The organism is Pseudarthrobacter defluvii (assembly GCF_030323865.1).
In the GTDB taxonomy this organism is placed as follows: Bacteria; Actinomycetota; Actinomycetes; order Actinomycetales; family Micrococcaceae; genus Arthrobacter; species Arthrobacter sedimenti.
On sequence record NZ_CP066362.1, the window covers coordinates 3,250,864 to 3,273,557 of the forward strand.

The following is a 22,694-nucleotide window of genomic DNA, read 5'->3' on the forward strand; positions in this document are numbered from 1 at the left end:
CACCGCAGCCGTTGTTAGCATGCGAGGGGAGGTGCCGATGAGCGCAGCTGAACGGGCAGTGCCGGACGCGCTGGCCACCCTCACCGCGTACGGGTTGGCGGCACTGTGGCTGCTCGCTTTGACCCCGTCCGGGCTGGTGGCCCAGCTGGCCGGGTTGTGCGCCGGCGCGGTGGTGGCCGGGGCCGCCGTCGGCTCCATCCTGCGGCGCCTCCCGCGCTTCTCAACCCCGGCGGACCGCGTTACCCTGTTGCGCGCCGTCCTCATTGCCCTCTGCGCCGCGCTGGCGGCGGCGCAGCTCTTTTCCGGGGCCCGCACCGATCTGCTCCTGCCCATGCTGGGTGGTGCCGCGTTCCTCCTGGATGGGGTCGATGGTGCGGTGGCCCGGCGCACCGGCACCTCGTCGGCGGAAGGGGCCCGCTTTGACGGCGCCACGGACGCTGCCCTGGTCCTGGTGCTGTCGGTAGCAGCTACCGCCGTCGTGGGTCCGTGGACGCTGGCCATCGGAGCCATGTACTACGCGTTCACGGTGGCAGGCTTCTTCCGGCCGCACCTCCGCGCCACGCTGCCGCCGAGCTTGACCCGCAAGGCGATCGGGGCGTGCCAGCCGTTTGCATTGCTGGTGGCGCTGCTCCCCGGGATGCCTCCGGCTGCGGCAGTTGCCGCGCCGGCCCTGGCCCTCGGCCTGCTCGCCTTTTCCTTTGCCCGGGACGTGGTCCAGTTGGAAAGCCACCGCCGGGCGGTGCTGTTGGACGCCGCCCGGTAAAGCTGCCGGGTGACCTGCCGCCGTTGCCTACAACAGACTGGCCAGGGCGAGGCCAGCCGCAGCGGCGCCCACAGCCGCTGCCGCAGTCCCGATTCCGTTGAGCAGGGCCAGGCCGGTGCGGCCGGACTGGATGAGCCGGACGGTTTCGAAACTGGCGGTGCTGAAGGTGGTGTAGCCGCCCAGGAACCCGGTTCCGGCAATGGCCTGCAGCTCCACGGGTGCGGCATGGGCGATGACGGCCCCCGCGACCAGGCCCAGGAGGAAGGACCCGGTGAGGTTGATGGCGATGGTCCCGACCGGCAGGGCGGTGCGCAGTTTGGAGCGGACAAGGCCGTCCACGACGAAGCGGGTCCCGGCGCCCAAGCCGCCGGCCAAACCCAGCAGGACAATAACCAGCGGATTCACCGGCCCGCCTCCTGCCGGGCGGTCTGCCGTGTGGTTGCCCGGGCGTGGCGGCCGGCGGCCAACCAGATTCCTGCCACTGTTGCCCCGGCCCCGCCGATCAGGGTGGCAGCGAGGTAGAGCAGCCCGTCGGCGACCCGTCCGGCGCCCAGGAGGGTGTTGGTTTCCAGGGCGAGCGTGCTGTAGGTGGTGAACGCCCCCATGAACCCGGTCCCGGCGAGCAGGCGGATGATCCTGCGCGTTCCTGCATCGGGGCCGCGGCGCACCAGCGCTTCGAGCAGGGCACCGAGCAGGAGGGCCCCGGCCAGGTTGATGACGAGGGTGGGCAGCGGCCATCCGCCCGGTGCGGGCAACAGCATGCTGAGCCCGTAGCGGGCCAGGGCGCCAAACACGCCCCCGGCGATCACCACCAGCACATATCCGGGATGCAGGTGGACCGGGCGATGGGCACGGACTTCCCCGAGGGTCCCCGCATCGGGGTCGATATCCGCGGCGGATTGATCCCCCGTGCCACTGCCTGCCGGAAGTAGATCCTCCTCCCCTGCAGGTGCCTCCGGGGTGCGGGACGATGCTGGGGTCCCGGGAATGCGCGGTTCCGTCATCGGCCCTCCTTCGGGTGGTGCTTGGTGTGGGGGGCGAGCGGGACCACCAGGACGGGGCGGTGCTGGCGGTGCGTGAGGTGGACGGCGACGGAGCCGACCAGGAGTTCCTCGAAGCGGGCGCCAAACCCGCGTTCGCGGGTACCGACGACGATGACCGAGGCGTCCGTGGATTCCGCCAGCCGTCCCAGCGCCCTGGCGGGGTCCCCGGCCAGGGTCACGAAGGAGCAGTCGATCCCCGCCCCGCGAAGGGCGTCCGCGAGGTGCCCGGAGAGGCCGGCGCTGATGCCTTCGATGTCATCGTCAATACCGTCGGGGTCGATCGGCAGCGCCTCGACCCGCCCGTCGGGTTCCTCGGCGAGGTAGGTGGTGACGTCAACGTAGGCGCAGATCAGTTTCACGCCCAGGCTGTAGGCCAGTTCCGCGGCGCGGTGTGCCACGGCCAGCGGCTGGCCCGGGACAACCCCCATCAGCACCGGCCCGCTCAGCTTCCGCGGATGGAAAGCATTGCTTTTGCTCGAAGGGTTGGACGGTGTCTCCGGGTCACTCATGTGCGCTCCTGTCGCATGGGGCAGGAAAACCGGGCCGGGATGCGGGCATGGCTCGCCTACCTTCGTATCAGCAAAGGTAGGAACCATCAGCCAGGGGGCGGTTCGAACACAGCGTCCTGCGAAGTGTTCCGGCGGGATCCATCACCGTGAACAGAGACTACAGGCACTCCGCCGGGGACCGCCAGCTGCACTTGTGGCTCCGCAGGCCCGGGCCAGGCGATACCTACCGTCCCGTCGCCAGGTGCTCCACCATCGCTTTGGCAACGGCATCCGGTGAATCTTCGGTGGGGATGTGCTTGCCGTTCACCTCCACCAGGTCCGCGTTGGCGATCTCTTCCACGTACCTGCGGGCAAACCCGATCTTCTGGAAGTCGTCGTCCCGGCCCCACACCAGGCGGGTGGGGATGGCAGCTTCCTTGAGGGCCGGCACCAGGTCCAGCGTGTAGCGCGGATCGGCGGCTGCCGCCATGGCCATCCAGGAACGCGCGCGGGCCGGAGACTGCCAGGGTGAAAGGTAGTCCGCCAGTTCCTCCTCGCCCAAGGTGCGGATGGCGCAGCCCTGGGTGGACTTGCGGCGGGCGGCGAGGAGGTCCTCTTCCGTGGTGTTTGCCCGCACGTCGGGATCCCGGAAACGCTCGACGGCGGGAACCGGCCACGAGTCGAACATGACCGCGTTCATCAGCACCATCTTCCGCACCCTCCCGCTGGTGGCCGCGAGCTGCTGGGCCACGCCGCCGCCGATGTCGTGGGCCGCAACGTCAAACCCGCCTATGCCCAGGGCATCCGCAGCCCTGAGCACGGTCCGCGCCAGTGCCGGGACTGTGGCCTGCTCTACGTCCAGTTCTCCCCCGCTCCGGCCGAAGCCCGGAAAGTCCAGCGCGTAGCAGCGGCTGTGTTCACCGAGCGCCGGCAGGACGGGCTGCCACACACGGCTCCAGAAGGTGCCGTGCAGCAGGATCAGCGGCGGGGCGGACTCATTCCCCGCGGCGAGGTAGGACAGCGGGACGCCGTCCACGTCAACGGTGCGGCGGTCAACGGGCTGGGCCATAAGTTGGTCTCCGTTTTCTGGGGTGGGGATGACGGTAACTGCGAGGCCCTGCCGTTTACGCGGCGAGCACCGCGGGCAGCCCGGTGAGGGCCGGGATGGTGATGTCCGGGGACTGGAAATAGGAGGGGTAGCGGGCACCGGTCCGGTTGATCCACGCGGTCCGCATACCGGCTTTGGCTGCCCCATGGATGTCCCAGGGGTGCACGGCCACCAGCAGCATTCCCGAAGGAGCGGTTCCCGCCGCCGTTGCCGCGTAATCGTATGCGGGCCTGGCCGGCTTCCAGGCAGGGGCACCCTCCACGGAGAGAAGCTGCTCGAATTTGTCCCTGACGCCGCCGGCAACCAGCAGTTTGTCCGTGTTGGCGGCGGCGCCGTTGGTCAGGGTGACCAGCCGGTGCCCGGCTGCGGCGAGGGCGCGGATGCCGTCCGGGACGTCCGGGTGAAGGGAGAGGTTCTGCATGGCAGCCATGACGCGTTCGACAGCGGTGTCCAGGTTCCCGGAGACTCCTTCGGCTCCCAGCAGGGTGCGGAGGGCATCGGCGCCGATGGTGGCGAAGGATTCCCTGCCCCCACTGGCGGTGAGGGCGAAGCCGTCGCGCAGGAGCGTGGCGAACCAGAGTTTGGCCAATCCGCGGGGCGCACCAACCTGGGCGAATGCCTCGCCCAGCGGGGCCATGTCGGAGAGGGTCTCGTTGACGTCAAAAACGATGACCAATGGTTCGGACATGATGTTCCTTTCCTGTTCGGACAGGCAGCCCCAGCGCTGGGCTGCCTGCTACTTGGCCGGGTACTGGTTGGACCGCAGGAACCTGGCCAGGTGCACGGCATTGCGGGCAAGCCCCGCGTTGGTGGAAGCCACCGGGTCCGGCACCTTCTCAAGGTCCTTGAAGTCCACGGTCTGCATGGCCTCCCCCACCCAGTACGTGCCGCCCTGGGCCGGAAGGGTGAAGCCGACGTCGTTCAATCCCTGCATCATGTCGGCGATGGTCTTGTGGGCCCCATCCTCGTTTCCCACCACGGCAACCGTGGCGACCTTGCCGTACATGACCGGCCGGCCGTCGTCGTCCGTTTCTGCCAGGTCGGCGTCCAGCCGCTCCATGACCTGCTGGGCAACGCTGCAGGGGTGGCCCATCCAGATGGGGGTGGAGAGGACCAGGATGTCCGCGGCCAAGATCTTTTCGTGGATTGCGGGCCATTCGTCGCCGTTGCCCATGTCCACCTGCACGCCGCGCTTCACGTCATGGTCCACGATGCGCAGTGACTCGGTGGCGACCCCATGGCCTTCCAATTCGTCAAGGATGTGCTGGGCCATCAGTTCACTGCTGGACGGTTCCGGGGAGGGTGTGAGGGTGCAGACGAGGGCAAGAGCGGACAGGGTGGACATCAGCGGGGCTCCCTTGATTTTCGCGACCAAAATAGTCAGTCTACTTAGCAATAGATCACATGGGTACTGCCGGGACTACGGCTGGCCGCCGCTGCGAGCAGGCCTGCGCCGACCTCCCCGCGTCATTGGGCTGAGGGCTGGGAGACAGCCCACGGCTTTTAAAGCAAGAAACGCTGGGCCCCGCCGTTACGGCGGGGCCCAGCGTTGTGGCTTCAGGTGCGGAGCGCCTACTCCGTTGCGCCACTCAAACTGGCAAGGGCCTTGCGCAGGCGGGTGCCGGCGTCATCCGCCACTTCTTTGACGGAAGGTGCGCTGCTGAGCTGCACCATGGTCTGAGGATCGATCGCCTCCACGATGGTCGCGTCCGCCGAGCTGTTGCGTCGCACCACGACGTTGCAGGGCAGCAGGGCACCCATTTCCGGTTCGGCGGCCAGGGCCCGGCTGGCAAGGGCCGGGTTGCAGGCACCAAGGATGACGTAATCCCCGACGGCGTCCGCGGCTTCAGCGCCAAGCTTGGCTTCGAAGGTGGACCGGACGTTGATTTCCGTCAGGATTCCGAACCCCTGCGCGGCAAGGGCTTCGCGGGTGCGTTCCACGGCTTCGGCCCAGGGAAGGGAGACGGTGGTGGCCAGGGTGTAGGTCATGATGCTCCTTGAGGTTGCTGCCGGTCCGCTGATGGGGCGTTGACTTATGCCAGGGAGAGGAAAAGCTTCTCCAGGTCCTTCCGGTCCATGGTTTCGTCCTTCTGGACGATGCACTGCTCCAGCCCGGTGGCGATGATGGCGAAGCCTGCGCGGTCGAGGGCCTTGGATACGGCAGCCAGCTGGGTGACGACGTCCTTGCAGTCGCGGCCTTCCTCGAGCATCCGGGTGACGGCGGCGAGCTGGCCCTGGGCACGCTTGAGGCGGTTGATCACGGGCGTGAGTTCGGTGGGGTTCAGTTCCATTAGGGGTCTCCATTGATGAGGGGCTTGGCCTTAACTGTATACCCCTGAGGGTGTTTTGACTACCCCCGGGGGTATCTGTAATACTCGGTGGGGTATCCACCCGACCCCTTCCGAGAGGCCACTTATGACTTCCCCTTCCAAAGCAACCGCCGTCACCGCACTCGCCCCCGAAGCACTCCAGTCCTGGATCAAGGAGCACCAGGACCTCGTGGTGATCGACGTTCGCTCTGCCGCAGAGTTCGAGTCCATGCACATCCGCGGCTCCTACAACGTTCCGCTGCCCCTGCTCTCCGAGCACACCGATGAACTCGCTGCCCGGCTGGGCAGCCGCGTTGTCCTGGTCTGCCAGTCCGGCGTCCGCGCCGAGCAGGCCCGCCAGCGCATGGCCACCGTTGGCCTGGACACCGCCTACGTCCTCACCGGCGGAGTTCCCGGCTTCGCTGCCGCCGGCGGCGACGTAGTCAAGGGCAAGGACCGCTGGGACCTGGAACGGCAGGTCCGCCTGGCCGCCGGCTCCCTGGTGATGCTTGGCCTGGCCGGCGGCAAGTTCGTCTCCCCCAAGGTCCGCATGCTGGCAGGTGCCATCGGCACCGGGCTGACCTTCTCGGCCGCGACCAACACCTGTGCCATGGGCAAGGCCCTGTCCGTCATGCCGTGGAACAAGGCCGCCAAGGAACCCACCCGCGAAAGCGCCATCCTGCAGCTTCCCGTGCAGACGGCTGAAAAGGGCGCTGCGGCATGATCGCGGCCCTGGGACTGGGGCTCGTCGTCGGCGTCGTACTGGGCGTAGTGGGCGGCGGCGGGTCAATCATCGCCGTTCCAGCGCTGGTGTACGGCGTGGGCATGAGCCCCGCCCAGGCCATCCCGACCTCACTGCTGGTGGTGGGCATCTCCTCACTGGCGGCCCTGCTCCCCCGCCTCCGGGAGGGCCTGAACTGGCCCGTGATCGCCCTGGTGGGTGCCGCCGGCATCCCGGCTGCCTGGGCCGGGGCGGCCGTGGGCAAGCTGCTGGATCCCAACATCCTGATGCTCGCATTCGCCGTGATCATGGTGGTGGCGGGCATCCGGATGCTCAAAAAGCCCCGGGAAACCGAGGGATCCTGCAGCGTTGGACCAAACCGGGCCTTCCGGTCCTGCGCCCCGAAGGCCGTAGGCGTCGGACTGCTGGTCGGGTTCCTCACCGGACTGCTCGGCGTGGGCGGCGGCTTCCTGATCACCCCCGCGCTCACCATCTTCCTGGGCCTGCGGATGAAGCAGGCCGTGGGAACCTCCCTGGCGATCATCGTCATCAACTCGGCCGCCGGGTTCAGCGCGCACGCGGCCGGCTACACCATCGACTGGGCTACCACCCTGGCATTCGCGGTACCGGCCATCCTGGGTTCCGTATTCGCCGCCCGGCTGGCCCGCCGCCTGCACGACAAGCACATCCGCATCTCATTCGCGGTACTCATCTTCGCCGTCGCGGCGTGGGTCACCGCCGGCACGGTCACCGCCTGACCCTTACCAACAGGAGAACACCATGGGACTTCTCGACTCATTCAAGAAGGCCTTTAGCAAGCCCTACAAGACGATCTCCGTGGCGCAGGCCAAGGAACTCCTGGGCTCCGGCGCCACGCTGATCGATGTGAGGTCCGCCCAGGAGTGGCGCACCGGCCGCGCACCCCAGGCCAAACACGTTCCCCTGGATCGGCTGCAGACCAGCACTGCCGGCATCCAAAAGGCCCGCCCGGTGATTGCCGTCTGCGCCTCCGGCGTCCGCTCCGCCTCGGCAGCCAGGCTCCTGGCCGCCAAGGGATATGACGCCTACTCGGTGCGCGGCGGCATGGCCGCCTGGCGCCAGGCCGGCGAAGCCGTCCGCTAGTCCAACCCCACCCCACCAGCCGCAACCCATTTCAAAGGAGAACCCCCATGGCTGAAATCACCATCACCGAGACCGACCAGCGCCGCTCCACGGCGCGCATCCTGGACGTCCGCGAGGACTTTGAAGTCGCCGAGGGCATGATCCCCGGCGCCCTGCACATCCCGATGGGCCAACTGCAGGCCCGCCTGGGCGAGCTTGACCCGGCCGTCCCCGTGATCGCCGTCTGCCGCAGCGGCAACCGCAGCGCCGCCGTCGCCGATGCCCTCAACGGCGTTGGCTACAAGGCAGACACCATGGCCGGCGGCATGACCGCCTGGACCCGCGCCGGACTCCCCACCACCTAGGCCCCCACAGGGACACCCACCAAACTTCCGCCCGAAAGGACACGACAGACCATGGCAACCATCGACATCACCCAGCAATCCTTCGCCCAGACCCTGGAAGACAACAGCATTGTCTTCGTCGACTTCTGGGCAGCCTGGTGCGGCCCCTGCCGCATGTTCGCCCCCACCTACGGCGCCGCCGCAGAACGGCACCCGGAAATCACCTTCGCCAAGGTGGACACCGAAGCCGAACAGGCACTGGCCGCCGCGGCAAACATCACCTCGATCCCCACACTGATGGCCTTCAAGGACAAGACCCTGGTCTTCTCCCAGCCCGGAGCCCTCAACGCCACCGGCCTCGAGGAGGTCATCCAGGCTGTGAAGAACCTGGACATGGACAAGCTTCGGGCTGAAGCCGGACACCAGCACGCCTAAGTCCATGCCGGACCAGCGAACGTTTCGCAGCATCACGGCGGACGAACTCGCCGCGGTGTGGCCCCGGGCCACACTGGTGGACGTCCGGAGCCGGGAGGAGCACGCCACCGCGCACGTCCCGGGATGCCTGAACATTCCCCTGGACGAGCTGGCCTCCCGGCTTAGCGACCTGCCAAACAACACGATCCACCTGATGTGCGGGTCAGGAAAACGCAGCAGCCAGGCCGCACGGATCCTCACCGACCGCGGATACACCGTGGTCAACGTGGCCGGCGGGATCACCGAGTGGTACCGGGCAGGCCACCCAGTCAGCTATCAACCACCCCCCGAAGATCAGCCTCCAGCACCCAAATCCGGTATGGCGGCAGGAATCCTGCACCGCTTCCGCAGGCCATTCCACAGGGAAACCACCTAGGCCGCAGCCCACTTGCAGTATACCCCCGGGGGTATCTATACTGGATGCAGAACAAACCCCCAATCCCCTTTCAAACCGAAGGAGAGCACCACATGCTTATCGAGCGCATTTACGACGAAGACCTCGCCCAGGCCAGCTACCTGATCGGCTGCCAGGCCAAGGGTGAAGCGATCGTGGTGGACGGCCGCCGCGACATCGCCGTCTACCAGGACCTGGCCGCGAAGAACGGCATGAAGATCGTGGCCGTCACCGAGACCCACATCCACGCCGACTACCTCTCCGGCACCCGCGAGCTGGCCGCCGCCACCGGTGCCAAGATCTACGTCTCCGGCGAAGGCGGCCCGGACTGGCAGTACGAGTTCGACGGCGAGCGGCTCTACAACGGCGACACCATCGCCTTGGGCAACATCAGCATCAAGGCAGTGCACACCCCGGGCCACACCCCCGAGCACCTGTCCTTCCTGGTCACCGACGGCGCGTTCAGCGACAAGCCCGGCTACCTGCTCTCCGGGGACTTTGTCTTCTCCGGCGACCTGGGGCGCCCGGACCTGCTGGATGAAGCCGCCGGCGGCGTCGACACCCGCTTCGAGGGCGCCAAGCAGCTGTTCGCCAGCCTGCGCGACAAGTTCCTCACCCTGCCGGACTACGTCCAGGTCCACCCCGCCCACGGCGCCGGCAGCGCCTGCGGCAAGGCCCTGGGTGCCATCCCGTCCTCCACCGTCGGCTACGAACGCCTCTACGCCTGGTGGGGCCCCTACCTCGCCGCCAACGACGAACAGGGCTTCATCGACGAACTCCTCGACGGCCAGCCCGACGCCCACGCCTACTTCGGTCGCATGAAGCGCGAAAACCGCGTAGGCCCCGACGTCATGGGCGAGCGTGCACCGCTGCAGGAACTGGAAACCGCCCTCGTGGCTGAAGGCCTGGCGGAAGACACCCTGACCTTCATCGACACCCGCTCCAACTCCGAGGTCCACGAAGGCACCGTCGTCGGCTCCCTGAACGTTCCGGCCGGCAAGTCCGTTGCCAGCTACGGCGCCTGGGTGGTCAACCCGGAAACGGACAAGAACCCGCTGGTGCTCCTGGCCAAGGACCAGGAGCAGGCGCAGGACATGTGGGACCACCTGGTCCGCGTGGGCATCGACAACGTGGCAGGCTACCTGACCAGCATCGAGGGACTGCCCACCTTCACCCCCAAGCTGATCCAGCCCGAGGACCTCGAGGGCTTCGACGCCGCCATGGTCCTGGACGTCCGCAACAAGACCGAGCACAAGGCCGGGCACGTCCCGGGCTCCTACCAGCTCAGCGGCGGCCGCGTCATGTGGCACCTCGATGAGCTGCCGACCGGCGGCACCATCGTGTCCTACTGCCAGTCCGGCGTACGGAACTCCGTAGCGGCCAGCGCCCTGCGCCGTGCCGGGTACGACGTCGTGGAACTCGACGGCAGCTACGCCGCCTGGAACGCCAAGCAGAACAGCGTTCCCGCCGTCTAGCCAACCCACCGAAGACCACCCGGGCAGGACCCCCCTCCTGCCCGGGTTCCGGTCTGGTTGCGTCCCCAGCGCATCCGGACCCGGCCCGGGCGTGCCCCCACACGCCCGGGCCACTTTTTTGCCATCAACCGAACGGAGCACCCGCAATGCGCGGCAGAACACCCGCCCTCCACATCCCCGGTTTGCCCGCCGCGGCGCTGGGCCTGCGGCAGAACCTGGCGCAGTTCATGCTGCTGGTGGCCGTCAACGCGCTGGTAGGCGGCACCCTGGGCCAGGAGCGCACGGTCCTGCCCCTGCTGGCCTCGCAGGAATTCCACCTCGACCTCTACACCGGCGCGCTGACCTACATCCTGGCCTTCGGCCTGTCCAAGGCCGCGATGAACTACTTCGCCGGCACACTCTCCGACCGGTACGGCCGCAAACCGGTCCTCATCGCCGGCTGGCTGGCAGCGGTACCGGTGCCGCTCATGCTCATCTTCGGCCCGTCGTGGGGCTGGATCGTAGCGGCCAATGTGCTGCTCGGGATCAGCCAGGGCCTCACCTGGTCCACGGCAGTAATCATGAAAATGGACCTGGTGGGGCCAAAGCAGCGCGGCCTGGCCATGGGCTTCAACGAGGCCGCGGGCTACCTTGGCGTGGCCGTCACGGCATTGGCCAGCGGCTACCTGGCCACCGCTTTCGGCCTGCGCCCCGCCCCCTTCCTGCTGGGCGCCGCGTACATTGCCCTCGGCCTGGGACTGACGGTCCTGGCCGTCAAGGAAACCCACCACCACGCCAGGACCGAGGCCTCCCAGCACGTCAGCAGCCAGGGCAATACCCATGCCGGCCTCACCACCGGCCAGGTCTTCGCCCTCACCAGCTTCAAGGACCGCTCACTTTCCGCAGCAAGCCAGGCCGGCCTGGTGAACAACCTCAACGACGGCCTGGCCTGGGGGCTCTTCCCTGTCCTGTTCGCAGGTGCCGGGCTGAGCCTTGGCCAGATCGGCATCCTGGCCGCCGCCTACCCCGCCGCCTGGGGCGCTGCCCAACTCGTCACCGGCGCCGCGTCCGACCGGTGGGGGCGCAAGTGGTTCATCGCCGCCGGGATGCTGGTCCAGGCCGCCGCCCTGGGGATCATCGCCTCAGCGCACGGCTTTGGGCCCTGGCTCGCCGCCGCCGTCGTCCTTGGCCTTGGTACCGCGTTGGTCTATCCCACCCTGCTCGCCGCGATCGGCGACGTGGCCCACCCGGCCTGGCGGGCCCGCTCCGTGGGTGTGTACCGGCTATGGCGCGACGGCGGATTCGCCGTGGGTGCCCTGCTGTCCGGTGTCCTCGCCGACCTCTACGGCATCCCCACAGCCATCGCCGCCGTCGCGGTTCTCACCGCAGCGTCCGGCGTCGTGGTTGCCGTCCGGATGCGCGGCAACGACCACGCACTGCGGTAGGGGCAGGCTCAGGACTCGAAGAAGGTGCTTGTGGCAGAGCCGTCGATACCGGCAACGACCGAGCGGGCGACGTCGTACAGCTTTTCGTTGCGCCTGCTTGAGACGTCGCGGAGCAAATTGAAGGCTTCCTCTCCGGAGCAGCGGCTCTGGGCCATGATGATGCCCCGCGCCATGTCTATGGCAGTCCGGTGGCTCATTGCTGCCTCAAGGTCAACTGCCTTCAGTTCCGCCCCGGCAATCCTCAGCCCCAGCCGAAGCGCACGGGCGGCTACCTGGGCGAACTCCCCGGCATCCTTCGAGACTTCCCCGGTGAACACTCCGGCACCCGCGGCAAAGAAGTTCAAGGCTGCCGACGCTTCGCTGCCCAAATCGAGCGGAACGCCAAGGACGCTGTCAAAGCTCGTGGCTTCCAATTCCTTCCGGAAGGCCGGCCACCGTGCATCGGATGGGGCATCCAGGAGGGCAGGTTCCCCGCTCTCCAGCGCATCAGTACATGGCCCGTCTGCCAGGCGCTGCTCATGGCCGTCCAGCAGGATTGCCTCATCATCGCTGCCCGCGATGGTGGGGGGCCGCCTTCTCCGGTAAAGGGTGACGGCACATTCGACCTGCGTACCCGCGGTCCTGGTCATTGCCGCCGCAGCGATACCGGTGATGCCCTCCAGGAGTCCCCTGATGTCGTCCATGTCGGCAACAAGATCGTGCAACTGCTCGAAATTACTCGCATCGTCACGTTCCATGGAGGCATTTTAAGCCACTCCTGCCCGTCGAATCAGCCCGCCGTCTGCGGTACAGGCGCAGTGGGCGTAAATCAGCCCGCCGGCGCAACGAACCGCCGGATCTCCTCTGCCATCCGCTGAGCCTGCGTCCAGTGCAGGTAGTGCCCGCCTTCCAGCGGCAGGACCTGGTGCCGGGTGACATTCTTCAGCAGGTTCTCCGCGGCGGCGGTCTTGGTGGCAGTCCTGTCATTCTTTTCGTCGGCAACAAAGGCCAGGACTGGCAGGTCGTCGGGATAGGTGACGCCCCTAAGGGCGGCGGCGTTGTTCGCGATGCGGGCAGTTTCATCCGCCACGGCAGGATTGCCGATGTTCCACAGCATCATGGTGCGCATCCGATGCAGCTCCTCATCCGTATAGGCGGTGCTGTCCGGGTCCACGAGGCCCGGGGCCACCGCTGCAACCATGCGGACCAACCCGGTGGCTGCCACCAGCTTGATCCAGTTGATGCCCGGCTGCGGCTCCGCCACGGGCCCGTCGCCGGGCTTGGGAATGGTGGCATCGATGCCCACTACCGCGGAAACCTCTGAGCGGTACCGATTGGCGTAATCCAGCAGGTAGAACCCGGCAATGGAATGGCCCGCCAGGATGTAGGGCTGCCGGACCTGGAGCTTGGCCAGCACCTCGTGCAGCTCGTTGCTGATGTGCTCGTTGGTCCGGGCACTGGCCTCCATGTCGCTGTAGCCGTACCCAAACCCTTCCACCACAATGACGTCTAAGCCCTTGAGCTCGCGGATCAAGGGCGCGAAGTCCAGTCCGGGGGCCGCGGTCCCCAGCCCACTGAGGAGGATAATGGGCTGGCCCTGGGCCGTCCCGCCGTCGTTCCCGCCCCTGACCACATTCAGGGATCCGCCGGCCACCGCCACCCGCTCGCCGTAGGGCGCCGTGGTTGCCTTCTCCCGCTGCTCCAGGAGCAGGTTGGCAACGGTGGAAACGAGGACCAGCCCAAGGACAACCAGCGCCGCGATCCCCAGGCGGCGCGGCCAGCGCCGTCGCCGCCGTGGCTTCACCGGGTCCTGCCCGCGGTCTTTCACCGGGGTTCCCACCGCAGCGTCACCCGCGTGCAGCGACGTAGGTGACCAGCCCGTCCACGGTGGCCACCGCAGGATAGTCGGCCTCCGGAATGTCCACGCCGGTGGTTTCCGCGATGACCTCCACCAGGCGGAGGAAATCCAGCGAGTCCAGTTCCAGGTCCTGGCGCAGCCTTGCGCCGCCCTCCAGGTCTTCGGGCTCGACGTCGGGCGCTACTTTCCCGATCGCCGCCTCCACCGCCTGGCGCGCAGCCTGGTCGTTCACCGTTCCTCCTCGCTTGCAGCTTTCACAGGTTTTCCGGCGCCTGCAGCAGTTCGTCGATGCGGGCCAGGAACCGGCCTCCGCGCAGCCCGTCGCTCACCCGGTGGTCAGCGGAGAGGGTGGCGATGGCGGCGTGCCGAATGCCGAGCATCCCGTTGTGCGCCCACGGCTGCTCCAGGACTTTCCCGAACCCCACCATGGCCACCTGCGGCGGATAGATCACCCCGTACACGCTTTCGACGCCCAGATCCCCCAGGTTGGTCACCGTGATGGTGGGATCGGCCATCTCCGCCCGCTGCAGCCGGCCCGCCCTGGCCCGGCTGACCAGGTCGCGCAGCTGGTCCATGAGTTCGTCCAGGCTGAGGGTGTCGGCGTCGTGCAGGGCCGGGGCCACCAGCCCGCCGTGCCGCAACGCCACGGCGACGCCCAGGTGCACCTCACTGCTGGGATGGAACGCGCCCTTACTGAAGAAGCCGTTCATGTCCGGCACCTCCTTGGCCGCGAGCGCGGTGGCCTTTAGCAGCAGGGCGGACGGCACCAGCCGCGACGTCACCGGCCGCTGCTGGTTCGCCGCCCGCATCCAGGCCATCGCAGCCGCCAGGTCCAGCGTGGTGGACAGATAGTAGTGCGGGATCTCCTTCTTGGACCGGGACATCAGTGCGCCGACCGCCTGCCGCAGGCTCTCCGCCTTGCCGCCGGTCGCCGTCGGGCGTTTCCGCTGTGGCGCCTCTTCCGCGGCTTCGTGCGTGGGTTCCGGGAGTTGGGCTTCCGACGGCGGTGCTTCCGACGGCTTTTCCGCCATTTGTTCGCGGGGTGGCCGTCCCCTGGGCGGGACCGCGGAGAGGACGTCGTCCTCCGTCACCGCACCGCCGGGACCGGTCCCGTTGACGCCCTGCAGGTTCACGCCCAGTTCGGCCGCCAGCCGCCGCGCCAGCGGCGATGACCGGACCCTCCTGGCTTCGGCGGGCGCCGGGGCCTCCGGCACCTCAGGCGTGGGGGGTTCTTCTGGCGCCGCTGGGGTGACGGACGCAGCCGCGGCGCGTTCGACGTCGGCCCGCACCACCTCGCCGCCGGGCCCGCTCCCGGTGATGCGTCCGACGTCGACCCCCAGCGTGTGCGCAAGGTGCCGGACCGGCGGGGCGGCCTTGGCGGCCGGCTCCGGGTGCCCGGCCTCGGTACCGGGGGGAGCGGGCGTTGGCTCCCGGGCTTCCAAAGGTGAGCGGGCGTCGGGGGAAAGGGGGCCGGAAGTGAGCGGGGGTTGCGGGAGTTCGGCGGGGGTGGCGGTGATCCGGGCGATGGGGGTGCCCACGTCCACGGTGTCGCCGATGTCCACCAGGAATTCGGCCACCACACCTTCCTGGAAGGACTCGATGTCCATCACGGTCTTGTCCGTGTCCACCGCCGCCACCAGGTCGCCCTTGTGGACATAGTCCCCGGGCTTGACCAGCCATTCCACCACCTTGCCGTGCTCCATGTCCGCGCCCAGGGACGGCATCCGGAACTCAGCCACCGGCGCCCACGGCCCTTCGTGCGGCCGCCATGACCCGCTCCACCGACGGCAGCGCCGCCTGCTCCAGGTGCTTGGCGTACGGGACGGGCACCTCCTCGCTGCACACCCGCTCCACCGGCGCGTCCAGGTCGAAGAACGCCTGCTCGCTGATCCGGGCGGCGATCTCCGCAGAGATGCTGCCGCTGCGCCACCCCTCGTCCACCACCACGGCCCGGTGCGTCCTGGCCACACTGTCCAGGAGGGTGTGCGTGTCCAGCGGGCGGAGGGTGCGCAGGTCCACCACGTCAGTCCCGATACCCTCGCCGGCCAGCTGGTCCGCGGCCTCCAGCACCAGGGGCAGCGTGCCGCCGTAGGTGATGAGGGTGACCGTGTCCGCGCTTCCGTCCGCCTGCCGCAGGAGCGCCGCCTTGTCGATGCCGACGGCCCCGGCGTCCTCGTCGAGCTCGCCGGCCACGTTGTACAGCGAGCCGTGCTCGAAAATCAGCACCGGGTCCGGGTCCTGCAGTGCGGTCCACAGCATGCCGCGGGCGTCCGCCAGGGTGGCCGGGGCCAGGATCCGCAGCCCGGGGATGTGCGCGTACCAGCCCTCCAGGCTGTGCGAGTGCTGGGCACCCAGCTGCCGGCCCGCGCCGGTGGTCATCCGGATGACGATGGGAACGTTGAACTGGCCGCCGGACATGTGCAGCAGGGTGGCGGCATTGTTGATGATCTGGTCCAGCGCCAGCAGGCTGAAGTTGACCGTCATGATTTCGACGACGGGCCGCATGCCGCCCAACGCCGCGCCGATGCCTGCACCCACGAACCCGGATTCGGAGAGCGGGGTATCGCGGATCCGCTCCGGTCCGAATTCCTCCAGCAGGCCCAGGCTGACGGCGAAGCTGCCGCCGTACCGGCCCACGTCCTCACCCATCAGGAACACGCGTTCATCGCGCTGCATCGCGTCGCGGAGGGCCGCGCGCATGGCTTCCCGGTACGTGGTTTTCATCCTGCCGCCCCGCCTTTCCTTGACCCTTCTCCGCTTCCTGCCGTGCCGCCGTCGCTTCCGTCATCCGCCCGGTCGCTGTACACGAACCGCGCAAGCTCGGACACCGGTTCCGGCGTCCCGTTTTCGGCGAATCCGACGGCGGTGCTGATCTCCGCGTCCACGTCCGCCTGCAGATCTGCCCACTCATCGTCCGGCAGCTGCCCGGCGGCCTGCATGGCGCCCTGCAGCAGGCTGATGGGGTCCCGTTCCATCCACTGCGCCACCTCGGACTTCTCCCGGTAGAGCTCGGGATCGAACATGGAGTGGGCGCGGAAGCGGTAGGTGCGCAGTTCCAGGAAGTGCGGGCCGCCGCCGGACCGCACCGCGTCCACCGCGCGCCGGGCGGCTTCCTCCACGGCCAGCACGTCCATGCCGTCCACCGCCCACGCCGGTATTTCGTAGGCCGCCGCCTTGAGCGCGATGTCGGTCTGCGATTCGGAGCGCCCCAGCGCGGTTCCCATGGCGTAGAGGTTGTTTTCGCAGCAGAACAGCACCGGCAGCTGCCACAGCGCGGCCAGGTTCATGCTCTCGTGGAACTCCCCTTCTGCAACGGCGCCCTCGCCGAAGAAGCAGACGGTAACCTGCTGGCGCCCGGCCATCCGGTCCGCGAGCGCCAGGCCGACGGCCAGCGGCAGTCCGCCGGCCACGATGGCGTTGCCGCCGTAGAAGCGGGTGGCGGCGTCGAAGAGGTGCATGGAACCGCCGCGCCCACGGCAGCAGCCCTCGGCGTGGCCGTACATCTCGGCAAGGATGGCACCGGCGGAGACACCGCGCAGCAGGGCATGCCCGTGTTCGCGGTACGTGGCCACCACGGCGTCCTCCGGCGCCAGGGTCTCCATCACCCCGGCCGCCACGGCTTCCTCGCCGATGTAGACGTGCAGGAACCCGCGGATCTTGGCCGCGCTGTACAGCTCGATGCATTTCTCCTCGAGGCGGCGCACCCGCAGCATCTGCCGCAGGAGGTGCATCGCGTGCCCCGCATCCGGAACGCCCTGGTTCCTGAGGGTGGTCATGGCAGGTCCTTCAGGGTAGCTGCCGGTCCCGCCGGGGATTCCAGCGTGGACGTGTCGCCTTCCGGCAGCCCCAGTTCCCGTGCTTTCAGGAGCCGGCGCAGAATCTTGCCGCTGCGGGTCTTGGGCAAGGTGGCGGTGAAGTCCAGCAGCCTGGGCGCGACGGCGGCGCCCAGGCGTCTCCGGGCGAAGCCGATGATGTCCAGCTGCAGCTCCTCGCTGGGTTCGTGGCCGGCCCTGAGTTCCACGAAGGCCTTCACCACTTCCCCGGCCACCGGATCCGGCACGCCGATCACCCCTGCTTCTGCCACGGCCGGGTGTTCCATGAGGCAGCTTTCCACCTCGAAGGGGCCGATCAGGTGGCCGGAGGACTTGATCACGTCGTCGCCGCGGCCAACGAACCAGAAGTAGCCGTCGCCGTCGCGCTTTGCCAGGTCCCCGGTGAGGTACCAGCCGCCGGCGAAGCAGCGCCGGTACCGCTCCTCCTCGTTGAGGTAGCCGCGGAACATCGAGGGCCAGCCGGGGCGCAGCGCCAGCTCCCCCATGGTGTCCGGCTCTTCGACGAGGACGGCCTGGCCGTCCTTGATGATGGCTTTGCCGTCGGCGTCGCGGGCCACCAGGGCAGCCTCGATGCCGGGCAACGGCCTGCCCATGGAGCCGGGCCGAATGTCCATGGCCGGATAGTTGGCAATCATGATCCCGCCGGTCTCGGTCTGCCACCAGTTGTCATGCACCGGCAGGCCCAGCACATCCTGGCCCCACACCACCGCCTCCGGGTTCAGCGGCTCCCCCACACTGGCTATGAAGCGCAGTGCGGAGAGGTCATGACCGGCAGCCCGTTCGCCACCGGCCTTCATGAGCATCCGCAGGGCCGTGGGCGCGGTGTACCAGACGGTGACGTGCTGCTCCGCAAGGATCCGGTACCAGCGGTCGGCGTCCAACTCCTCCTGGTCCACGATGGCGGTGACCCCGTGCACCAGCGGCGCGATGATGCCGTAGGACATGCCGGTCACCCAGCCGGGATCCGCGGTGCACCAGTAGATATCGTCCGGGTGCAGGTCCAGCGCGAAGCGGCCGGTGGCGTAGTGGGCGGCGACGGCGTCGTGGACGTGGATGGCTCCCTTCGGCGTGCCCGTGGTGCCGCTGGTGAAGTGCAGCAGGGCCATGTCCGCGGGCTGCGTGTCCGCGATCTCCTCGATGGGGTCAACCTGGGCCAAAAGTGCGGCCAGGTCCAGGGTCCCCGGTTCCGGCCGGCCGTCCGCGTCCACCAGCAGGACGTGGCGGAGTTCGGGCAGGGCGTCCCGCACCGGCGCCACCTTTTTGCGGTACAGCGCCCTGGTGGTCACCAGTGCCCTGCCGGTACCCAAGTGCAGCCGCTGCCGCACCGGCTCGGGGCCAAAGGCGGAAAAGAGCGGGCAAAAGACGCTGCCGTTCTTGAAGGTGCCCAGGACGGCGACATACAGATCCGGACTGCGGCCCAGCAATGAGAAGACCCGCTCGCCGCGCCCCACGCCCAGGCCCTGCAGCACTGCAGCGAACCTTCCGGAGAGCTCCGCAAGGTGCCCGTAGCTTAAGGACCGGGTGCCGCCGTCGGCCTTGACGAAACGCAGCGCCTCCCTGTCGCCGCGGCCTTCTGCCACGTGGCGGTCCACGGCCTCGTACGCGATGTTAAGCCCCCGGCCGCCGGGCAACCCGGACAGCGCCTGGCGCGCCTGGTCCCAGGTGAAATCGTTCCGGGCGGCATCGTAATCCGGCATGTTCGGTGGCACCGGGAAGGCAGCCACGTCCTTGGTGATGGCGGCCCAGCGCGTGGAACCTTCAACTCCGGTGGTCATGCTGCTCCTTTATGGCTAGAACCCCGTGGGCTCGGTTTCGAGTTCGGGTTCACCGGGCTGGTACTCGTGGTGCAGCGGCCGGAGCGCCTCGGTCCGGGGATGCCAGAACAGGGCGTCGTAGCGTTCCCCCATTCGCGTGGGAACGTAATTGCCCCGTTCCCGGTGCGGGTTGTACACCACCCCGATGGCGCGGTGTCCACGCCAGGACGTGAGCCAGGGGCCCGTCCTGTCGGCCCCGAACACCAGGACGGACGGTTCCCCCAGCGCCTCGTTCAGGAGGTCCTCATGGCTCCCGTGCACGGCGGCCGGAACATCCATCACCCACTCCGGCGAGCCCCATGACTCCGCGGCGGTGACGGAGCCGGCGTAGGACGCGAAGCCCGCCAGCACCACTTCCCCGGGGTGCCGCTGGCGGACCAGCTGCCCAATGTTGACCATGCCGTCGTGCGCCATGTCCGTGGCCCGGGCATCACCCACGTGCGTGTTGTGCGCCCACACCAGCCCCTTGGATGCCGGTCCGTGGTGGCGCGCAACCCGGTCGATGGTGTCGCTCATGTGGTGATCCCGGATGTTCCAGGACTGCTGGTCGCCGCGCACCATGGTCCGGTAGTAGCGCTCGGCGTTGGTGGCCACGATGGCGTTTTGGATGGCGTCGAAGGCAGCGGGATCGTCCTGCATCCGGCCCAGCGTCCGCCGCCGGACCTCAGCCAGCAGCGCTACAACGTCCGCCTCGCAGGACTGCGGCACCAGCCGGCTGCTCAAGGCATACCGCTGGGGGTCCTCGCGGTACGGGATGAAGCAGTGCCAGGCCTGCAGTGCCGCCGGGAGGGCTTCCTCGGCGTTGGCCTCCAGCCAGGTGAAGATTTCCCGGAGCGAATCCCACAGGGAGTAGACATCCAGGCCGTAGAAGCCCGTGCGCTGGTGTGCGGGAAGGTCCAGGTTCCAGTCACGCAGCCAGGTGAGGAACCCGGCCACCTCCTGGTTGGCCCACATCCACGTGGGCCAGCGCTCAAAGCCGGACAACAGCCGGCGGGCATCCATGTCCTGGCCGGCCTCTCCCCTGACCCAGCGGTTGATCCGCCAGCAGTCCGGCCAGTCCCCTTCCACGCCGATCCACGTGAAACCGTACTCCTCGATCAGCCGCCGGCTGAGCCGCGCCCGCCAGTGGTAGTACTCCCGGGTGCCGTGCGATGCCTCGCCCAGGCACACGAACCTGGCGGGGGCAGCGAGGCGGACCAGGGGTTCAAGGTCGTCTGCTGTGGCCAGGGGGTGGGCAAGGCGGCGGATCTGGCCGGTTTCAGCCGCCCGTTCCGCCGCCCGCTCCGCCCATCGGCCGTCAGCGTTCATTCCTGGCCTCCGGCATGGACCGCCCCACCGGCGCGGGCAGGAGGTACTGCCGGAACCAGTCCGCGGCAAGGGTGGCGGCCATGGCCAGGGCGCCGGGCTCTTCGAACAAGTGGGTGGCGCCCGGGACGATCTCCAGCCGGGTGGGGGCCTGCATCTGGGCCATGGCCTGGCGGTTGAGGGCCAGCACCTGGGTGTCCGCACCGCCGACGATCAGGAGGGTGGGTGCCTTCACGGCGGCCAGCCGCGGGCCGGCCAGGTCCGGCCGTCCACCCCGGGAGACCACGGCTTCAACCTGGGCCCCGGGCTCTGCGGCGGCCCACAGCGCGGCACCTGCACCGGTGCTGGCCCCGAAGTAGCCGATCCGGCCGGCGGAGCCGTCGTGCCTGGCCTCCAGCCAATGGGTTGCGGAGGAAAGTCGGTGCGCCAGCAGGCCGATGTCGAACACGTTGGCCCGGTTGACCTCTTCCTCCGGAGTCAGCAGGTCAAGGAGCAGGGTGCCCAGGCCGGCCCCGTGCAGCACGGAGGCGACGAAGCGGTTGCGAGGGCTGTGCCGGCTGCTGCCGCTGCCGTGCGCGAAGAGAACGGTCCCGTCGCACCTGGCCGGAAGGTACAGGCTGCCGCGCAGCACCACCCGTCCTGCCGGGATTTCCACATCCTGTTCCAGGCTGCCGTCCCCGCCTTCCTCGGTACGGTGGCGGGCCGGGAGGGCGGCGGCGTCCAGCAGCTGCACCACCTCGCCATCCTCCGTGGGCGAGAAGTCGTGGTAGTAGTAGCCCACGGCCTGGAAGTCCTGGGGAGAGAGCAGGCAGACGACGTCGTCCGGTTCCTTCAGCTCCACGATGGCGCGGGCGGGTGCCACCGGAACGGCAAGGATCACTTTCGCCGCGCCTAGGTGCCGGGCCACCTGGCAGGCTGCCCTGGCGGTGGACCCGGTGGCGATGCCGTCATCCACGATGATCACCGTGCGGCCGGCGAGGTTGATGCGCGGGCGTCCCTGCCGGAACCGCGCCACCCTGCTTTCCAGCAGTGCGCGTTCCTGCCGTTCCACCTGCTGCAGGTCCTCCTGGGAAACCCGTGCCATGGAAATGGTGCGTGGATCCAGGACGCGGACCCCGCCCTCCCCGATGGCCCCCATGGCCACTTCGGGCTGGAACGGAACCCCCAGCTTCCGCACCACAATGACGTCCAGCGGAGCTTCGAGGGCCTTGGCTACCTCGAACGCCACCGGGACACCGCCGCGGGGCAGGCCCAGCACCACCACGTCCCGTCCGCGCAGGCCTGCAAGCCGTTTGCCCAGCCGCCGCCCGGCGTCGGGCCTGTCATGAAACGCAACCATAGCTGTCACCCGCCATGCATGATTTCTTCCCCGGGCGCCGCTGCCGCGGCAGGGGCCCAGGACATGCGGAGGACAAAGTGGGCGTCGGAACTGCTCTTGGCGATCACCGCCCCTGCGTCCCCCGCGAGTTTCACGCCGAATTCGATTTCGATCTGTTCGGGGGTAAGTTCCGCCATGGCCTCCAGTGCTGCGCGGGCGGCCGGGCGGACGCTGGCGAGTGCATCTTCCAGGCGCCTGCCCGTATCCAGGATTCCCTGCTCGTTCCGTGCCGGCCGGTCCACGCCGTAGCTGTCGTCGGCCGCTTCAACGAGCACCGTCCCGGATCCCACTTCGTACCGCAGCACCTCAGTCATGGCGGATTCCTTTTACTAATGCGAGACGCGGTAGGTCCGGCGGACGTCGGTGCTGGGCTTAATGGCCACCGCTGTTACCACCAGTGCCACTGCCCCTGCGATCCATGACGTCCAGGCAGCCCCCGTCGCTCCCGTGTACGTTCCGAGCCATGGCGAGAGGACCAGTCCTGCTGCGAGGATGGCCTGCACGTATTCCATGGCCGGAGTTCCCGGCATGGCCAGGTTGATGATGCCGCTGACCACCAGGAGCCCGCCAAAGACGAGCATGAGGGTGGTGGACATGCTTTGCTGCCGCGTGAACAGGACCGCCACCGCGGTAAAGAGTCCGGCGGCAACCGTTACGTAGTCCTGCCACCGATACCACTTCTTCACTGACTTTTCCTTTCTGTGTGGGGCGGCTGCGCCCTGTGCGCTTCCACCCCGCGGGCCTTTGTTTCCCGCGATTTAAGTCAACGCCTGCCACTGTTCCGGGTGTAGGGCAGAAAGACCTAGGGCAGGGCAGGCAGGGTCTTCACCTCCGATTCACTGCCAACTCACAGCAATTGCCCCTGCAAAACGCGGTTCCGGTG

28 protein-coding genes and 1 riboswitch are annotated in these 22,694 nt (G+C 68.4%); of the genes, 9 read left to right on the forward strand and 19 right to left on the reverse strand.

Annotated elements, in window-relative coordinates:
• Nucleotides 1–37 precede the first annotated feature (37 nt).
• Nucleotides 38–763 carry a CDP-alcohol phosphatidyltransferase family protein gene (locus tag JCQ34_RS15100; RefSeq protein ID WP_286398704.1) on the forward strand — a complete coding sequence of 242 codons (726 nt, stop codon included), beginning with the start codon at nucleotides 38–40 and terminating at the stop codon, nucleotides 761–763.
• A 27-nt stretch (nucleotides 764–790) separates the two neighbouring features.
• On the opposite strand, the gene JCQ34_RS15105 is transcribed toward JCQ34_RS15100, so the two are convergent.
• From JCQ34_RS15105 to JCQ34_RS15140, 8 genes are all read right to left on the reverse strand, one after another.
• Nucleotides 791–1,159 (reverse strand): fluoride efflux transporter FluC, encoded by a 369-nt coding sequence (locus tag JCQ34_RS15105; protein ID WP_434738953.1) that lies wholly within the window; start codon nucleotides 1,157–1,159, stop codon nucleotides 791–793.
• Nucleotides 1,160–1,164: 5 nt separating this feature from the next.
• Entirely contained in the window at nucleotides 1,165–1,767 is a 603-nt protein-coding gene (locus JCQ34_RS15110) for a fluoride efflux transporter FluC (RefSeq protein WP_286398708.1), read from the reverse strand.
• Nucleotides 1,764–2,315, reverse strand: coding sequence for a universal stress protein (locus JCQ34_RS15115; RefSeq protein ID WP_286398709.1), 552 nt, complete (start codon nucleotides 2,313–2,315; stop codon nucleotides 1,764–1,766). The genes JCQ34_RS15110 and JCQ34_RS15115 overlap by 4 nt, the downstream gene beginning before the upstream one ends.
• 70 nt (nucleotides 2,316–2,385) lie before the next feature.
• A riboswitch (Fluoride riboswitch) is annotated at nucleotides 2,386–2,470 on the reverse strand.
• A gap of 68 nt (nucleotides 2,471–2,538) precedes the next feature.
• Nucleotides 2,539–3,363, reverse strand: a complete 825-nt coding sequence (locus JCQ34_RS15120) for an alpha/beta fold hydrolase (protein ID WP_286398712.1) — start codon at nucleotides 3,361–3,363, stop codon at nucleotides 2,539–2,541.
• Nucleotides 3,364–3,418: 55 nt separating this feature from the next.
• Complete coding sequence (locus JCQ34_RS15125; protein ID WP_286398714.1) at nucleotides 3,419–4,090, reverse strand: haloacid dehalogenase type II; 672 nt, start codon at nucleotides 4,088–4,090, stop codon at nucleotides 3,419–3,421.
• Nucleotides 4,091–4,138: 48 nt separating this feature from the next.
• On the reverse strand, nucleotides 4,139–4,747 hold the full coding sequence (locus JCQ34_RS15130; protein WP_286404571.1) for a flavodoxin family protein: 609 nt from the start codon (nucleotides 4,745–4,747) through the stop codon (nucleotides 4,139–4,141).
• A gap of 227 nt (nucleotides 4,748–4,974) precedes the next feature.
• Nucleotides 4,975–5,391: a DUF302 domain-containing protein gene (locus tag JCQ34_RS15135; RefSeq protein ID WP_286398716.1), complete on the reverse strand. Its 417-nt coding sequence runs from the start codon at nucleotides 5,389–5,391 to the stop codon at nucleotides 4,975–4,977.
• A 44-nt stretch (nucleotides 5,392–5,435) separates the two neighbouring features.
• Nucleotides 5,436–5,693: a metal-sensitive transcriptional regulator gene (locus JCQ34_RS15140; protein ID WP_043452296.1), complete on the reverse strand. Its 258-nt coding sequence runs from the start codon at nucleotides 5,691–5,693 to the stop codon at nucleotides 5,436–5,438.
• A gap of 124 nt (nucleotides 5,694–5,817) precedes the next feature.
• Here JCQ34_RS15140 and JCQ34_RS15145 point away from each other — a divergent pair, with 124 nt between their 5' ends.
• The 8 genes from JCQ34_RS15145 (at nucleotide 5,818) to JCQ34_RS15180 (ending at nucleotide 11,644) form a co-directional block, all read left to right on the forward strand.
• Entirely contained in the window at nucleotides 5,818–6,435 is a 618-nt protein-coding gene (locus JCQ34_RS15145; RefSeq protein ID WP_286398720.1) for a rhodanese-like domain-containing protein, read from the forward strand.
• The gene (locus tag JCQ34_RS15150; protein ID WP_286398723.1) at nucleotides 6,432–7,190 is read left to right on the forward strand and encodes a sulfite exporter TauE/SafE family protein; all 759 of its coding nucleotides are present in this window, start codon (nucleotides 6,432–6,434) and stop codon (nucleotides 7,188–7,190) included. The genes JCQ34_RS15145 and JCQ34_RS15150 overlap by 4 nt, the downstream gene beginning before the upstream one ends.
• Before the next feature lie 22 nt (nucleotides 7,191–7,212).
• On the forward strand, nucleotides 7,213–7,554 hold the full coding sequence (locus JCQ34_RS15155) for a rhodanese-like domain-containing protein (RefSeq protein ID WP_286398726.1): 342 nt from the start codon (nucleotides 7,213–7,215) through the stop codon (nucleotides 7,552–7,554).
• A gap of 47 nt (nucleotides 7,555–7,601) precedes the next feature.
• Complete coding sequence (locus tag JCQ34_RS15160) at nucleotides 7,602–7,898, forward strand: rhodanese-like domain-containing protein (protein WP_286398729.1); 297 nt, start codon at nucleotides 7,602–7,604, stop codon at nucleotides 7,896–7,898.
• Nucleotides 7,899–7,949: 51 nt separating this feature from the next.
• Nucleotides 7,950–8,312 carry a thioredoxin gene (gene trxA / locus JCQ34_RS15165; protein ID WP_286398732.1) on the forward strand — a complete coding sequence of 121 codons (363 nt, stop codon included), beginning with the start codon at nucleotides 7,950–7,952 and terminating at the stop codon, nucleotides 8,310–8,312.
• A 4-nt stretch (nucleotides 8,313–8,316) separates the two neighbouring features.
• Entirely contained in the window at nucleotides 8,317–8,727 is a 411-nt protein-coding gene (locus JCQ34_RS15170; RefSeq protein WP_286398735.1) for a rhodanese-like domain-containing protein, read from the forward strand.
• A 92-nt stretch (nucleotides 8,728–8,819) separates the two neighbouring features.
• Entirely contained in the window at nucleotides 8,820–10,220 is a 1,401-nt protein-coding gene (locus tag JCQ34_RS15175; protein WP_286398738.1) for an MBL fold metallo-hydrolase, read from the forward strand.
• A gap of 146 nt (nucleotides 10,221–10,366) precedes the next feature.
• Complete coding sequence (locus JCQ34_RS15180; protein WP_286398741.1) at nucleotides 10,367–11,644, forward strand: MFS transporter; 1,278 nt, start codon at nucleotides 10,367–10,369, stop codon at nucleotides 11,642–11,644.
• An 8-nt stretch (nucleotides 11,645–11,652) separates the two neighbouring features.
• Here the strand turns inward: JCQ34_RS15180 and JCQ34_RS15185 are convergent, their stop codons facing one another.
• The 11 genes from JCQ34_RS15185 to JCQ34_RS15235 form a co-directional block, all read right to left on the reverse strand.
• On the reverse strand, nucleotides 11,653–12,381 hold the full coding sequence (locus JCQ34_RS15185; protein ID WP_286398743.1) for a GAF and ANTAR domain-containing protein: 729 nt from the start codon (nucleotides 12,379–12,381) through the stop codon (nucleotides 11,653–11,655).
• 71 nt (nucleotides 12,382–12,452) lie between these two features.
• Entirely contained in the window at nucleotides 12,453–13,451 is a 999-nt protein-coding gene (locus tag JCQ34_RS15190) for an alpha/beta fold hydrolase (protein ID WP_286398745.1), read from the reverse strand.
• Between the two features lie 19 nt (nucleotides 13,452–13,470).
• Nucleotides 13,471–13,713: an acyl carrier protein gene (locus JCQ34_RS15195; protein WP_286398748.1), complete on the reverse strand. Its 243-nt coding sequence runs from the start codon at nucleotides 13,711–13,713 to the stop codon at nucleotides 13,471–13,473.
• Between the two features lie 22 nt (nucleotides 13,714–13,735).
• Entirely contained in the window at nucleotides 13,736–15,220 is a 1,485-nt protein-coding gene (locus JCQ34_RS15200) for a 2-oxo acid dehydrogenase subunit E2 (protein ID WP_286398751.1), read from the reverse strand.
• Complete coding sequence (locus tag JCQ34_RS15205; RefSeq protein ID WP_286398752.1) at nucleotides 15,213–16,205, reverse strand: alpha-ketoacid dehydrogenase subunit beta; 993 nt, start codon at nucleotides 16,203–16,205, stop codon at nucleotides 15,213–15,215. The genes JCQ34_RS15200 and JCQ34_RS15205 overlap by 8 nt, the downstream gene beginning before the upstream one ends.
• Nucleotides 16,202–17,257 (reverse strand): pyruvate dehydrogenase (acetyl-transferring) E1 component subunit alpha, encoded by a 1,056-nt coding sequence (gene pdhA, locus JCQ34_RS15210; RefSeq protein WP_286398754.1) that lies wholly within the window; start codon nucleotides 17,255–17,257, stop codon nucleotides 16,202–16,204. Before pdhA ends, JCQ34_RS15205 begins: the two co-directional genes overlap by 4 nt.
• On the reverse strand, nucleotides 17,254–19,089 hold the full coding sequence (gene acsA, locus JCQ34_RS15215; protein ID WP_286398757.1) for an acetate--CoA ligase: 1,836 nt from the start codon (nucleotides 19,087–19,089) through the stop codon (nucleotides 17,254–17,256). Before acsA ends, pdhA begins: the two co-directional genes overlap by 4 nt.
• A 15-nt stretch (nucleotides 19,090–19,104) precedes the next feature.
• Nucleotides 19,105–20,436: an erythromycin esterase family protein gene (locus tag JCQ34_RS15220; protein ID WP_286398760.1), complete on the reverse strand. Its 1,332-nt coding sequence runs from the start codon at nucleotides 20,434–20,436 to the stop codon at nucleotides 19,105–19,107.
• Nucleotides 20,426–21,772, reverse strand: coding sequence for a phosphoribosyltransferase (locus JCQ34_RS15225; RefSeq protein ID WP_286398762.1), 1,347 nt, complete (start codon nucleotides 21,770–21,772; stop codon nucleotides 20,426–20,428). Before JCQ34_RS15225 ends, JCQ34_RS15220 begins: the two co-directional genes overlap by 11 nt.
• Before the next feature lie 5 nt (nucleotides 21,773–21,777).
• Nucleotides 21,778–22,125: a CU044_2847 family protein gene (locus tag JCQ34_RS15230; protein ID WP_286398764.1), complete on the reverse strand. Its 348-nt coding sequence runs from the start codon at nucleotides 22,123–22,125 to the stop codon at nucleotides 21,778–21,780.
• Nucleotides 22,126–22,140: 15 nt separating this feature from the next.
• Nucleotides 22,141–22,497 (reverse strand): SPW repeat domain-containing protein, encoded by a 357-nt coding sequence (locus JCQ34_RS15235; RefSeq protein ID WP_142132795.1) that lies wholly within the window; start codon nucleotides 22,495–22,497, stop codon nucleotides 22,141–22,143.
• Between the last annotated feature and the right edge of the window lie 197 nt (nucleotides 22,498–22,694).